This is a genomic window from Pseudomonas sp. PS02288, from assembly GCF_029959715.1.
Classification (GTDB): Bacteria; Pseudomonadota; Gammaproteobacteria; order Pseudomonadales; family Pseudomonadaceae; genus Pseudomonas_O; species Pseudomonas_O kuykendallii.
In genome coordinates this window covers 33,569-45,853 of the sequence record NZ_JASCPA010000042.1, presented here as the reverse complement: position 1 = coordinate 45,853, position 12,285 = coordinate 33,569, and the positions used below count along the sequence as shown (strand labels likewise).

The 12,285-nt window shown below is 62.9% G+C and carries 14 protein-coding genes and 1 pseudogene; 8 read left to right on the top strand and 7 right to left on the bottom strand.

Annotated features, from left to right (window positions below; translation table 11 throughout):
* Positions 1-34 precede the first annotated feature (34 nt).
* Positions 35-283 (top strand): annotated as a pseudogene (locus tag QMX85_RS16315) (paraquat-inducible protein A); the annotation flags it as partial.
* A gap of 15 nt (positions 284-298) precedes the next feature.
* Here the strand turns inward: QMX85_RS16315 and QMX85_RS16310 are convergent.
* Complete coding sequence (locus tag QMX85_RS16310; protein WP_282342566.1) at positions 299-1,378, bottom strand: patatin-like phospholipase family protein; 1,080 nt, start codon at positions 1,376-1,378, stop codon at positions 299-301.
* 175 nt (positions 1,379-1,553) lie between these two features.
* Between QMX85_RS16310 and QMX85_RS16305 the strand changes: the two genes are divergently transcribed.
* Genes QMX85_RS16305 through QMX85_RS16290 form a run of 4 tightly spaced genes read left to right on the top strand, consistent with a single transcriptional unit; the run spans position 1,554 to position 4,181 of the window.
* Positions 1,554-1,865 carry a PepSY domain-containing protein gene (locus QMX85_RS16305; protein WP_090230426.1) on the top strand — a complete coding sequence of 104 codons (312 nt, stop codon included), beginning with the start codon at positions 1,554-1,556 and terminating at the stop codon, positions 1,863-1,865.
* The gene (locus tag QMX85_RS16300) at positions 1,865-2,182 is read left to right on the top strand and encodes a PepSY domain-containing protein (RefSeq protein WP_282342562.1); all 318 of its coding nucleotides are present in this window, start codon (positions 1,865-1,867) and stop codon (positions 2,180-2,182) included. Before QMX85_RS16305 ends, QMX85_RS16300 begins: the two co-directional genes overlap by 1 nt.
* On the top strand, positions 2,182-2,850 hold the full coding sequence (locus QMX85_RS16295; protein WP_282342560.1) for a response regulator transcription factor: 669 nt from the start codon (positions 2,182-2,184) through the stop codon (positions 2,848-2,850). The genes QMX85_RS16300 and QMX85_RS16295 overlap by 1 nt, the downstream gene beginning before the upstream one ends.
* Positions 2,847-4,181, top strand: a complete 1,335-nt coding sequence (locus tag QMX85_RS16290) for an ATP-binding protein (RefSeq protein WP_282342558.1) — start codon at positions 2,847-2,849, stop codon at positions 4,179-4,181. The genes QMX85_RS16295 and QMX85_RS16290 overlap by 4 nt, the downstream gene beginning before the upstream one ends.
* Before the next feature lie 67 nt (positions 4,182-4,248).
* Here the strand turns inward: QMX85_RS16290 and QMX85_RS16285 are convergent, their stop codons facing one another.
* From QMX85_RS16285 to QMX85_RS16270, 4 genes are all read right to left on the bottom strand, one after another.
* A complete protein-coding gene (locus tag QMX85_RS16285; protein WP_090230437.1) occupies positions 4,249-5,016 on the bottom strand; it encodes an SDR family oxidoreductase in 768 nt (255 codons plus the stop codon).
* A 23-nt stretch (positions 5,017-5,039) separates the two neighbouring features.
* On the bottom strand, positions 5,040-6,107 hold the full coding sequence (locus QMX85_RS16280) for a phosphotransferase family protein (RefSeq protein ID WP_282342555.1): 1,068 nt from the start codon (positions 6,105-6,107) through the stop codon (positions 5,040-5,042).
* A gap of 188 nt (positions 6,108-6,295) precedes the next feature.
* Entirely contained in the window at positions 6,296-6,610 is a 315-nt protein-coding gene (locus tag QMX85_RS16275; RefSeq protein WP_090230441.1) for an SCP2 sterol-binding domain-containing protein, read from the bottom strand.
* A gap of 56 nt (positions 6,611-6,666) precedes the next feature.
* Entirely contained in the window at positions 6,667-7,377 is a 711-nt protein-coding gene (locus QMX85_RS16270; protein ID WP_282342551.1) for a histidine phosphatase family protein, read from the bottom strand.
* Positions 7,378-7,582: 205 nt separating this feature from the next.
* Between QMX85_RS16270 and sohB the strand changes: the two genes are divergently transcribed.
* The 3 genes from sohB to QMX85_RS16255 all read left to right on the top strand — a co-directional run bounded on the left by sohB (position 7,583) and on the right by QMX85_RS16255 (position 10,072).
* Positions 7,583-8,605: a protease SohB gene (gene sohB / locus QMX85_RS16265; RefSeq protein WP_282342550.1), complete on the top strand. Its 1,023-nt coding sequence runs from the start codon at positions 7,583-7,585 to the stop codon at positions 8,603-8,605.
* A 9-nt stretch (positions 8,606-8,614) separates the two neighbouring features.
* Positions 8,615-9,607, top strand: coding sequence for a YhdH/YhfP family quinone oxidoreductase (locus QMX85_RS16260; RefSeq protein WP_282342549.1), 993 nt, complete (start codon positions 8,615-8,617; stop codon positions 9,605-9,607).
* A gap of 84 nt (positions 9,608-9,691) precedes the next feature.
* Positions 9,692-10,072 (top strand): hypothetical protein, encoded by a 381-nt coding sequence (locus QMX85_RS16255; RefSeq protein ID WP_282342547.1) that lies wholly within the window; start codon positions 9,692-9,694, stop codon positions 10,070-10,072.
* 48 nt (positions 10,073-10,120) lie between these two features.
* Here QMX85_RS16255 and QMX85_RS16250 read toward each other — a convergent pair whose 3' ends face one another.
* Entirely contained in the window at positions 10,121-10,621 is a 501-nt protein-coding gene (locus QMX85_RS16250) for a DUF934 domain-containing protein (protein ID WP_282342546.1), read from the bottom strand.
* Positions 10,605-12,263, bottom strand: coding sequence for a nitrite/sulfite reductase (locus QMX85_RS16245; RefSeq protein WP_282342545.1), 1,659 nt, complete (start codon positions 12,261-12,263; stop codon positions 10,605-10,607). The genes QMX85_RS16250 and QMX85_RS16245 overlap by 17 nt, the downstream gene beginning before the upstream one ends.
* Positions 12,264-12,285: the final 22 nt, after the last annotated feature.

The following is a 12,285-nucleotide window of genomic DNA, read 5'->3' as shown; positions in this document are numbered from 1 at the left end:
CCGAAACTGGATGCTGGACTGCCGAGCCTTGCCAATGCCTGATACGGCCGATTCCCGGTCTCTTGCCGAGCGCCCGCTCGACGAACTGATCGCCTGCCACGAGTGCGATCTGCTGATGCTCAAGCCCGACCTGGCGCTGGGGCAGAAGGCGATCTGCCCGCGTTGCGGATACGAGCTCTACACCCACCGCCACGCCGTCGTGTCGCGCAGCCTGGCACTAGTCCTGGCGGCGCTGCTCCTCTACTTCCCGGCCAACTTCCTGCCGATCATGCGGCTGGATCTGCGTTCACATAACCCATCACAGCGGGTGGAGCTGCTCGTGAAGTCGTCCGTTTTGCGTCAGTTCCATGAATTCGTCGCCTAGCCTGCCACTTTCTTCCATAGCCTTTCGCCAGTAGCGCTCTCTACCCAGGTCGTCGCCCAGGAAGCGGGTGAAGTCCTTGCGGTCCGGCAGCTTGCCGTGGGGAAGACGACCTAGATAATCCTTCGAAGGGGAAACCAGCAAGACGTTTTGAAGGCGTTCGCTGCAGCCCTTTCGCCAGGGAAGCGCCTTATCAAACCAGCCAGGAATGACCTTATCGGTGAAGTGCGGGTAAAGCACTACACCTTCTCCCGTATAGGGAAGGTCGAGGTGGTAGTCGAGCAGGCCACCGTCTCGATAGGTCCCGGGGCCCAGGCCGGGAATATCTTTCACTCCTTCCATGACCATGGGAATCGAGCCCGATGCCAGTAGTGCCTGGCGCAGGTTGCCGGTGTCCAGCGGCAGGTAGCGTGAGGGAAAGTCGCTGAGCGCGGCTAGCGGAGGTGGCAGGCGACTGTCGTGCAGAATGACGCGCTCGAAATGGCGGGCGAGGCGAGGGCGGCCCAGCAGATTGCTGCCGGCCACCGTCGAGAGACCAAGGCCGAGGCGCCCTCGGTGATCGGCGGACAGCAGCCCGTTGCTTTTCACCACCACGATGTTCAGCCGATTCAGCGGTGAATTCAGGATGTCTGCATCCTGGCCGGCGAGCAGTTCATCCAGCATGCGGATACAGGCGCGGCTGACTTCGGCCATGCTCACGCCCTTGGCGAAGCGCTGCGATGTGTAAAGCTCGCCCAGTCGACGAATTCCGTCGACCGGGTCGGACAGGCAGGCACTGGCGAAGCGCCAGGAACCGATCGATGCGCCAATCAGCGACCGTTCCCGCGGCGCGCCAGGTAGCCACTCCCCGAACAGTGCGAGGTCCAATCCCTGGATACCCAGTGCCTTGGGGCCGCCGGCCGCTCCGGGTAAGATGCCGACGTCCTCGGCGTGCAAACCCCGCTCGCGTATGCGTGTCAGGGCTCGCGCTCCGGCGCGGAGGGAAAGCGCAGGGAATTTGATATGGATGGCGGTCATGCTGGGCTCCGGTTCTAGCGCACGATTATAAGGATTCGTACGGCTCACCCAAGAAGCCTTCATGGGCCGAATGATGGGCATCTCCTCGTCGGATGCTTCGTAACTACGGTTCAGTTTGAGTTAAGCGGCGTTGGATAGTCTGTGCTTGTCCAAACAAAACACAGGAATCCAAAAGATGAATGCCAAGATCACTGCCCTTTTTGCCGCTGCCGCCTTCGCCTCCCTTACCAGCCTGGCGCAGGCCAAGGACCTCGGCCCGGATGAAGCGCTGAAACTGCGTGACGCCGGCACGGTCCAGAATTTCGAGAAGCTGAACCAGGCCGCGTTGGCCAAACACCCAGGTTCGGTGATCGAGGAAACCGAATTGGAAGAAGAATATGGGCGCTATCTGTACAAGGTAGAGCTGCGCGACAAGCAGGGTATCCAGTGGGACCTCGAGCTTGACGCCACCAATGGCCAAGTGCTGAAGGACCACCAGGACGATTGATGAAGCGATTTACCCCTTTCGGCTCGGTGCTGTTCGCCTCTTTTATTCTGGCCCTGGTCGTGCCTGCTTCCGCACGTGACCTGGACCAGGACGAGGCTCTGCGCTTGCGTGAGAAAGGCATCATTCAGCCGCTGGAAACGCTGCTGCAAAACGCCCTGGGACGCCATCCCGGGGCGCGTTTGCTGGAGGCTGAGCTTGAGGAAGAGGACGACGTGCTCGTCTATGAGATCGAGCTGCTCACCAGCGAAGGCGTGGTGCGCGAGATCGAGCTCGATGCGTCGACGGGCAGGATTCTGAAGGACGAGGAAGACGACTGATGCGCCTGTTGCTAGTGGAGGACAGCGTACCGCTGGCCGATGAACTGATTGCCGATCTCAGCGCCAAGGGCTACGCCGTGGATTGGCTGGCGGACGGTCGCGACGCGCTCTATCAAGGGGCGAGCGAGCCCTATGACCTGATCATCCTCGACCTGGGGTTGCCCGGTAAGCCCGGCCGCGAACTGCTCGCCGAGTGGCGCGCAGGGGGACTGAGCGTACCCGTGCTGATCCTCACCGCGCGTGGTTCCTGGGCCGAACGCATCGATGGGCTCAAGGCAGGCGCCGACGACTATGTCACCAAACCCTTCCACCCCGAGGAACTGCAACTGCGTATCCAGGCGCTGTTGCGGCGTTCTCATGGGCTGGCCAATCAGCCGCACCTGGAGGCATCGGGGCTGCAGCTGAACGAATCCGAGCAGACGGTGAGCCTGGAGAATCGCGTCACCGAGCTGACCGCGGGCGAATTCCGCCTGTTGCGATACTTCATGCTGCATCCTGGGAAAATTCTTTCGAAAACCCGCCTGGCCGAGCACCTCTATGACGGCGAGACCGAGCGCGACTCGAATGTGCTCGAGGTCCACGTGAACCGCCTGCGCGGCAAGCTTGGCCGCGAGGTGATCGAGACCCGTCGCGGACAGGGCTATCGCTTCGCCGGTATCAAGGCTTGAGGTCGATTCAGCGGCGTCTTGGACTCGGGCTCGGCGGTGCGCTGCTGGTGGTGGGGCTGCTTCTTGCACAGACGAGCCTCTGGCTTTTCGAGTCGGGCCTGCGTCGTTACCTGGAAGACAACCTGCGGGACGACAGCGAGGCGCTGCTCGCGGCGCTGGTACGCGGCCAGAATGGCCCGCAACTGGACGAGTCGCGGGTAGGCCCGGCCTTTCAGCAGCCGCTTTCGGGTCACTATTTCCATATCAATGTGGACGGCAAGACCTGGCGCTCGCGATCGCTGTGGGACAGCACGCTCCCGTTGCCGGAAAAACCGGGCCTGATGGAGGCGCTGGCGAACGGTCCGCAGGCGCAGCAGTTGCTGGTCTATCGCGCCGACTACCGGCGGCTCGGGCGCTCGCTGTCGATAACGGTGGCACAAGACTACACGCCGATTCTCGACAGTTTCCGACGCGTCCGTATCGTCGGGCTGGCACTCGGCGCGGGCGCCTTGTTGCTGATCCTGCTGCTGCAACGGCTTACCGTTCGACGCGCGCTGCGGCCGCTCGAGCGCGCCCGAGTACAGATCGCGCAGCTTCAGGATGGCCGCCGCGGCACCCTCGATTCCGACGTCCCCGACGAGCTGGAGCCTCTGGTCAGGCAGATCAACCACTTGCTCGAGCACACCGAACAGACCCTGCATCGCTCGCGCAATGCCCTCGGCAACCTCGGTCACGCGCTGAAAACGCCGCTGGCGGTACTGGTCAGTTTGCTTGCGCGAAGCGAGTTCGATGCCCATCCGGCGCTGCGTCAGACCTTGCGCGAGCAGCTGGAGCAGATCGAGCAGCGCCTGTCTCGTGAGCTGGGCCGCGCGCGGCTGGCCGGCGAGGTCCTGCCGGGCGCGCAATTCGTCTGCGCCCAGGAGCTGCCCGCGCTTTTCGCGACTCTGCAGATGATTCACGGTCAGGCTTGCGAGCTGAGCTGGGAGGCCGAGCCCCAGCTGAGCATTCAGCGTGATCGCGAGGACGTGCTGGAGTTGCTGGGCAATCTGCTGGACAACGCCTGCAAATGGGCCGATTCGAAGGTGCGCCTGCAGGTGCTCGAAGCGCGCGGCGGGATCGTCCTGCTGATCGATGACGACGGCCCCGGAATCGAGACGAGCCGACGTGACGACGCGTTGGGGCGAGGGGTTCGACTCGACGAGCAGGTCAGCGGCCATGGCCTTGGCCTGAGCATCGTCCGCGATATCGTGGAGGCGTGGCGGGGCCATATCGATCTGCTCGATAGCCCGCTGGGCGGGTTGCGCGTGAGTATCCGGCTACCTGCGTCGGCCGGCGGGGCTGGCCCTTCCTGAGCCAGAATGCAATCCGCCCGGCGCGCGATGCGGACTGGGCGGATTCGACATCCGGGTTACGGCAGGATCAGGAGAGGAAGCCACCGTCGACGTTCAGCGCCACGCCGGTGGTGTAGCTGGACGCGTCGCTGGCGAGGTAGAGCACGGTGCCGGCCATTTCGCTCGGGTCGGCGACGCGCTTGAGCGGGATGCGTTGCAGCGCCATCTTCAGGATGCTGTCGTTCTTGGTCAGCGCGGAGGCGAACTTGGTATCGGTAAGGCCCGGCAGCAGGGCGTTGCAGCGGATACCGAACTGCGCGCATTCCTTGGCGAAAACCTTGGTCATGCTGATCACCGCCGCCTTGGTCACCGAGTAGATGCCCTGGAACTCGCCCGGCGAAACGCCGTTGATCGAAGCGACGTTGATGATGCTGCCACCGCCGTTTTCCTTCATCAGCTTGCCGCCTTCGATGGACATGAAGTAGTAGCCGCGGATGTTCACGTCGACGGTCTTCTGAAATGCCGAAAGGTCGGTGTCCAGTACGTTGCAGAACTGCGGGTTGGTGGCGGCGTTGTTGACCAGGATGTCCAGGCGCCCGAACTGTTCGCGAATCTGCGCGAACACGCTCTGGATCTGCTCCATTTCGCCGATGTGGCAGGCGATGGCGGTGGCTTTGCCTCCTTCGGCGGTGATGGCGTCGGCCACGGCCTGGCAGCCGTCGATCTTGCGGCTCGACACAATGACATGGGCGCCTTGCTGGGCGAGCAGTTTGGCGATCGCTTCGCCGATACCGCGGCTGGCGCCGGAGACGAAGGCGATCTTGCCGTCGAGGTCGAACAGGTGCGTCTTGGACATGGGGTTCCCCTTGTTATTGGTCGTTAGAGCCGAGACTTGCCGATGACTTGCAGGCTCATGTGCTCGAGCAGTTTGTTCATCTGGACGAACTGGGCGAAGCGCTTGTCCTGCGTCTGCCCGTGATAGAAGCGGTAGTAGATCTGCTGGACGATGCCGGCCAGGCGGAACAGGCCGTAGGTATAGTAGAAATCGAAGCTGGGTATCTCGATGCCTGCACGTTCGGCGTAATAGTCGACGAACTCCTGGCGCGTCAGCATGCCAGGGGCATTGCTCGGCTGGCGGCGCATCAACTGGACCGGCGCCGGGTCGCCGGCCTCTATCCAGTAGGCGAGGGTGTTGCCCAAGTCCATCAGCGGATCGCCGATGGTGGTTAGCTCCCAGTCGAGTACGCCAATGATGCGCATCGGATCGTTCGGGTCGAGGATGACGTTGTCGAAGCGGTAGTCGTTGTGGACGATGCCGGGCTTGGGATGATCGGCCGGCATCTTGTCCTTTAGCCAGGCCTTCACCGGCTCCCAACTCGGCGCGTCGGGTGTCAGCGCCTTCTCGTAGCGATCGCTCCAACCGCCGATCTGGCGTTGCACGTAGCCTTCCGGTTTGCCGAGATCGCCGAGGCCACAGGCCTGATAGTCGACGTTGTGCAGGTCGACCAGCTTGTCGATGAAGCTCTTGCATAGCGCACGGGTGCGGGCTCCGTCGAGGTTCAGCTCGGTTGGCAGGTCGGCGCGCAGGATGATTCCCTTTACCCGCTCCATCACATAGAACTCGGCGCCGATGACCGACTCGTCGACGCAGTGCACGTAGGCTTTCGGGCAGTAGGGGAAATCGTCCCGCAGCTGATTGAGGATGCGGAATTCGCGTCCCATGTCGTGCGCGGACTTCGCCTTGTGCCCGAACGGCGGCCGGCGCAGGACGAACTCCTGGCCGGGGTACTCCAGCAGATAGGTGAGGTTGGAGGCGCCGCCGGGGAACTGGCTGATGCGAGGCGTTCCATCCAGCCCGGGGATTTGCGTCTTGAGGTAGGCGTCGATGGCGGCGGCGTCGAGTTCCTCGCCATCGCGGATGCCGGTGGATTGATCAGTCAGCGTCATGTTTATCCCTTCTACTTATGATCGGCGCCTTTGATTATTGGACAATCTAATGCGCTTGCCGAAGCCTTCACAAGGCATGCGGGCCGTTATAGACCAGCGTGTTGCCGGCTGATCAGGTTGCCTGATCGCCGTCCGGGCAATAAAAAACCGGAGTGAATGACTCCGGTTTTTTTCGCTGCCTGGGTCGATCAGACTGGGAACAGTTCGCTCAGCTTCATGGCCAGCATCATGTCGCCTTCGGCGCGCAGTTTGCCGCCCATGAAAGCCTGCATGCCGTCGGTTTCGCCGCTGGTGATGCCTTGCAGTGTTTCGGTATCCATGATCAGGGTGACGTTCGGGGCGTCGGCGTCGCCCTTCTGCACATCGCAGGTGCCATCCTTAACGACCAGATAGTGGTTTTCGCCATCTTCGATGTTGAACTGGAAGACCAGATCCAAACCGGCAGCCGCGCCAGCGTTGAACTTGGATTTCATGGTTTGGATGATGTCTGCGGAATTGCTCATGGTTTCGTTCCTTTGTTATGGATGATGACGGCCACGCAGGGCCGATTGGCCGGCGCTCAGCGGTAGGTGATGAGCTCCGGCGCCTTCAACAGTTCCAGATGCGCATGACTGTTGAAGGAAGCCAGTGACACTTCGTTGCCCCGGAACCGCAGGTGGCTGAGCGAGGTGTTGACGATCTGCCAGTTGAGTTCGAATGCCTTGACGGCCGGAACCCCGATGATCAGTTGCAGGAGGGCGCTGATGGTGCCGCCGGAGGTGAACACGGCGATGCGGTCTCTCGGCCCGGCGCTGCTCAGCAGCCGCTCGAGCCCGCTGCGCGCCTGGTCGAGGAAGGACTGCCAGCTCTGCAGGCCTTCGCGCTCGTGCTCGCCGGAAATCCAGCGGCCGATGATCAGCGAGAACAGGCGCTGGAATTCGGCGCGGTGCTCGGCGGCGTTGCGCATGATGTGCAGCGCGTCGGGCTCTTCAGCGAGGATGTCCGGCAGGTGTGCGCGGATCACCTCGTCGGCCTTGAACTCATTGAAGGCCGCGTCGGTTTCCAGTTCGGGAATCGTCAGCCCGGCATCGCGCATGCGCCCGACCGCGGTCACACCGGTATGCTGCTGGCGGCGCAGGTCGCCGCTCAGGCAGCGATCGAAGGTGATGCCGACACGTGCCAGGTGGTCGCCCAGCACTTCGGCCTGGCGTACGCCGGTGGCGGACAGCACGTCGTAGTCGTCGGCACCGAACGAAGCCTGGCCATGTCGAATCAGATAGATGCTGCCCACGTCCGCTTTCATCCCGGTACGCTGAAGTTTCGCGAGAGTAGGGGGATCGGCGGCGCACTGTCAACGAAAAAACATACGCTTGTTTGAATGCCGGCGACGAGCAGTTGAGTTGGCTTGCCGGTGGCTACCCACGGGCCGCGGCCGGTATGCTTGGGAAAGAACGGGTCGTCGGCAGTGGCCGGCGCGTAGCGATGAAGGAGTCGATGTGGAGTTTCTGGCGGATTACGCAAGCTTTCTGGCCAAGACGCTGACCGTAGTGCTGGCGATCCTGGTGGTGCTGCTCACCGTCGCCGCGCTGCGCGGCAGGGGACGCAACCGCAGCAGCGGTCAGCTCAACGTGCACAAGCTGAATGATTTCTACAAAGGCCTGCGCGACCGGCTGGAGCAGTCGGTGATCGACAAGGACCGGCTGAAGAGCCAGCGCAAGGCGGAAGCCAAGGTGGAAAAACTGGCGAAGAAGGCTGCAGAACCGAAGCCGCGCGTCTATGTGCTGGATTTCGATGGCGACATCAAGGCCTCCGCAGTGGAGAACCTGCGCCATGAGGTGACGGCGCTGCTTACGCTGGCCACGCCCAAGGATGAGGTGGTGCTGCGCCTGGAGAGCGGCGGCGGCATGGTGCACAGTTACGGGCTGGCGTCTTCGCAACTGGCGCGAATCCGTCAGGCCGGGGTTCCATTGACCGTCTGCGTCGACAAGGTCGCGGCCAGCGGCGGCTACATGATGGCCTGCATCGGCGAGAAGATTATCTCCGCGCCCTTCGCCATCCTCGGTTCGATCGGCGTGGTTGCGCAGTTGCCGAACGTCCATCGGCTGCTGAAGAAACATGATGTCGATTTCGAAGTGCTTACCGCAGGTGAGTTCAAGCGCACCCTGACGGTGTTCGGCGAGAACACCGAGAAGGGCCGGGAGAAATTCCAGGAGGACCTTGAGACCACCCACGAACTGTTCAAGAACTTCGTCGCGCGCTACCGGCCTCAGCTGGCGATCGATGAAATCGCCACGGGAGAGGTCTGGCTCGGCATGGCCGCGCTGGGCAAGCAACTGGTCGACGAGTTGAAGACCAGCGACGAGTACCTGGCCGAGCGTGCCAAGGACGCCGACCTGTTTCATCTGCACTACGCGGAGAAGAAGAGCCTTCAGGAGCGCTTTGGCATGGCCGCCAGCGTCGCCGTCGATCACGTGCTGCTGAACTGGTGGAGCCGGCTCAACCAACAACGATTCTGGTAGGAGGACGAGATGAGCACATTCAAGGCGTTACAGGCCAGCGAGGGCCAGGACGGGGCATTCGTGCAGCGGGTGGTGGAGCGCGATGTCGCCGACCTGCCCGCCGGCGATGTGCTGGTCCGCGTTCGCTATTCGTCGCTCAACTTCAAGGACGCGTTGTCCGCCAGCGGCAATCGCGGTGTGACCAGGCAGTTTCCCCACACGCCGGGGATCGACGCGGCAGGCACGGTCGTCGAGTCCGCCGTGGGTGAGTTCGCCGTGGGCGATGAGGTGATCGTCACCGGCTATGACCTTGGCATGAACACCGCCGGTGGCTTCGGTCAATACATCCGCGTGCCGGCGCCCTGGCTGATCAAGCGTCCACAGGGGCTGAGCCTGCGCGAGGCGATGGTGCTGGGCACGGCCGGGCTGACGGCTGCGCTCTGCGTGGACAAGCTCGAGAGCGCCGGGCTCGATCCCCAGGCCGGGCCGGTTCTGGTTACCGGCGCCAGCGGCGGCGTCGGCAGCGTCGCCGTGACGCTGCTCTCCAGCCTCGGCTACACGGTGGCGGCGGCCACGGGCAAAGCGGAGCAGGCGGATTACCTGCGCAGCCTGGGTGCCACGCAGATCGTCACCCGCGAGGCGCTCCAGGAGGGCCTGGAAAAACCTATGCTCAAGGAGCAGTGGGCGGGAGCGGTGGATACCGTCGGCGGCGACATCCTGTTCAACGTGGTCAAGTCGCTGCGCTACGGCGGCAGTGTCGCCTGTTGCGGGCTGACGGCGGGCGTGGCGTTCAAGGCCAATGTCATGCCGTTCATCCTGCGCGGCGTGAACCTGCTGGGCGTCGATTCGGTGGAGCTGCCGCTGGTGGTCAAGGCATCCATGTGGGACAAACTCTCTCTGCAATGGAAGTTGGTCAACCTGGACGAGTTGAGCCGTGAAATCAGCCTCGACGCATTGCCCGAAGCGATTGCGGCGATTCTCGCGGGCAAGCAGGTCGGTCGCCTGCTGGTCAATCTCGACTGAGCCGCCGATTCATTGGCCGGCATCAACTTGGCCGGCCCGCCGAACTGGCACAGTGCTGCCCTCACTTAGCTGCCTGGGGGCATCATGAAAGAATTCCGCATTGCGCTGATCGGGGCGGGTGAAACCGGCACTCCGCTGCTCGAACAACTCCTCGCCGCACCGTTCGTGAAGATGCTTGGCGTCGCCGATATCGATGTGCAGAGCCCTGGCATGGTCCTGGCGCGCCAGCATGGCGTGCACGTCACCACCGATTTCACCGAGCTGGCCGCGATTGGCGAGGAACTGGATATCCTCATCGACGTTACCGGGAAGCCGGAAGTCCGCGAGCTGCTGCGCAAGCAGATGATCGACAGCGGCAACCGCCACACCCTGATCATGCATGAGCTGATCAGCCTGCTGATGCTTTCGCTGTCGGCGGGCAAGCTGGTGGAGAGCAAGCACGTGGCGCTGGACTACCACGCCTGACCCTTCCGCCCGCACAAGAAAAAGCCCCGCTCTGCGGGGCTTTTTCATTTATGCCTGGCGGCGTCGGAACAGCGGTAGCGGCTGGTCGGCGGATGCCTGGTAGACCTCGGAGAAGTCATCCAGACCCTTGAGGGCGTCGAAGGGGTCCTTGTCTTCGCGCACGGCGAAGGCGTCGAAACCGCAACGCTTGAGCGCGAACATCTGGTCGCGCAGCACATCGCCGATGGCGCGCACTTCGCCCTTGTAGCCGTAGCGGGTGCGCAGCATGTAGGCGGTAGAGGAGTGCCGGCCATCGGTGAACGTCGGGAAATTCAAGGCGATCACCTGGAAGTGCTCCAGCTGATCGGCGATTTCCTCGATTTCCTCACCGGCCTCCAGCCACACGCCCAGCCCGCCGTCGCGCGCCTTGAGGGCGTGGGCGTGCTCGCGCCACAGCGAAAGCGGAACGATCAGGTCGTCGCAGTTGGGCATGCCGTCGAGCGTGGCGTCTTTGCCGAGCAGGTGCCACGTCTCGTTGACGACCTGGCCGTCCTTAATGATTCGTTGCATATACACGCTCCTTGAACGGGTCGATGCCCACGCGGCGGAAGGTGTCGAGGAAGCTCTCGTCTTCGCTGCGTTTTTCCACGTACACGTTGATCAGCTTGTCGATCACGTCGGCCATGTCGTCCTGTGCGAAGGATGGACCGAGGATCTGCGCCAGGCTGGCGTCGCGACCCGAGCTGCCGCCGAGGGACACCTGGTAGAACTCCTGGCCCTTCTTGTCGACGCCGAGAATGCCGATGTGGCCGACGTGGTGGTGGCCGCAGGCGTTCATGCAGCCCGAGATGTTCAGGTCGATGTTACCCAGGTCGAAGAGGTAGTCGAGGTCGTCGAAGCGGCGCTGGATGGCTTCGGCGATGGGAATCGACTTGGCGTTGGCCAGCGAGCAGAAATCGCCACCCGGGCAGCAGATGATATCGGTCAGCAGGCCCACGTTCGGGGTGGCGAAACCGTGCTCGCGCAGTTCGCCCCACAGGGTGAACAGCTGACGCTGCTCGACGTCGGCGAGGATGATGTTCTGGTTATGGCTGTTGCGCACTTCGCCGAAGCTGTACCGATCGGCGAGGTCGGCGATGGCATCGAACTGCTTGTCGGTCACGTCGCCGGGCGCCACGCCGGTGGGCTTGAGCGACAGGGTCACCGCGCAGTAGCCGGGCTTCTTGTGCGGGAAGACGTTACGCGAGCGCCAGCGGGCGAAGCCGGGATGCTCGGCGTCCAGTTGCGCGAGCGCCGCATCCTGGTCTTTGAGTGCCTGATAGGCCGGGTCGACGAAGCAGCTGGCGACGCGTTGCAGCTCGGCCTCGGTCAGGGTCGTCGGGCCGTCCTTCAGGTGCTCCCATTCAGCGTTCACGCGCTCGGCGAACACCTCGGGGGTCAGTGCCTTGACCAGAATCTTGATCCGCGCCTTGTACTTGTTATCGCGACGGCCATAGCGGTTGTACACGCGCAGGATGGCGTCGAGATAGCTGAGCAGGTGCTTCCACGGCAGGAACTCGTTGATGAAGCTGCCTATCACCGGGGTACGGCCGAGGCCACCGCCGACGGAAACGCGGAAGCCCAGTTCGCCCTCGGCGTTCTTCACCGCTTCCAGGCCGATGTCGTGCACTTCGATGGCGGCGCGATCGCTGGTGGAGCCGTTCACCGCGATCTTGAACTTGCGCGGCAGGTGCGAGAACTCGGGGTGGAACGTGGACCACTGGCGAATGATCTCGCACCACGGGCGCGGATCGACCAGTTCGTCCTTGGCCACGCCAGCGAACTGATCGGTGGTGGTGTTGCGGATGCAGTTGCCGCTGGTCTGAATCGCGTGCATCTGCACGGTCGCCAGCTCGGCGAGGATATCCGGGATGTCTTCCAGCTCCGGCCAGTTGAACTGCACGTTCTGCCGGGTACTGATGTGGGCGTAGCCCTTGTCGTAGTCGCGAGCGATCTTCGCCAGCATGCGAACCTGGCGAGAGGAGAGCAGACCATAGGGCACGGCGACGCGCAGCATGGGCGCGAAACGCTGAATGTAGAGGCCGTTCTGCAGGCGCAGTGGGCGGAACTCTTCACCGGACAGTTCACCGGCAAGGTAGCGGCGGGTCTGATCGCGGAACTGCTTTACGCGGTCCTCGACGATTTTTTGATCGTACTCGTCGTATACGTACATATAAGGTGGGTCCTGTTTTCAG

Excerpts from the sequence above, each read along its gene's own strand:
- QMX85_RS16255 (WP_282342547.1), top strand. The coding sequence starts at position 9,692 with ATGAAAGAATTCCGCATTGCGCTGATCGGGGCGGGTGAAACCGGCACT.
- QMX85_RS16300 (WP_282342562.1), top strand. The coding sequence starts at position 1,865 with ATGAAGCGATTTACCCCTTTCGGCTCGGTGCTGTTCGCCTCTTTTATT.
- QMX85_RS16310 (WP_282342566.1), bottom strand. The coding sequence starts at position 1,378 with ATGACCGCCATCCATATCAAATTCCCTGCGCTTTCCCTCCGCGCCGGA.
- QMX85_RS16260 (WP_282342549.1), top strand. The coding sequence starts at position 8,615 with ATGAGCACATTCAAGGCGTTACAGGCCAGCGAGGGCCAGGACGGGGCA.
- QMX85_RS16305 (WP_090230426.1), top strand. The coding sequence starts at position 1,554 with ATGAATGCCAAGATCACTGCCCTTTTTGCCGCTGCCGCCTTCGCCTCC.
- QMX85_RS16280 (WP_282342555.1), bottom strand. The coding sequence starts at position 6,107 with ATGACGCTGACTGATCAATCCACCGGCATCCGCGATGGCGAGGAACTC.
- QMX85_RS16245 (WP_282342545.1), bottom strand. The coding sequence starts at position 12,263 with ATGTACGTATACGACGAGTACGATCAAAAAATCGTCGAGGACCGCGTA.
- QMX85_RS16295 (WP_282342560.1), top strand. The coding sequence starts at position 2,182 with ATGCGCCTGTTGCTAGTGGAGGACAGCGTACCGCTGGCCGATGAACTG.
- QMX85_RS16250 (WP_282342546.1), bottom strand. The coding sequence starts at position 10,621 with ATGCAACGAATCATTAAGGACGGCCAGGTCGTCAACGAGACGTGGCAC.
- QMX85_RS16285 (WP_090230437.1), bottom strand. The coding sequence starts at position 5,016 with ATGTCCAAGACGCACCTGTTCGACCTCGACGGCAAGATCGCCTTCGTC.
- QMX85_RS16275 (WP_090230441.1), bottom strand. The coding sequence starts at position 6,610 with ATGAGCAATTCCGCAGACATCATCCAAACCATGAAATCCAAGTTCAAC.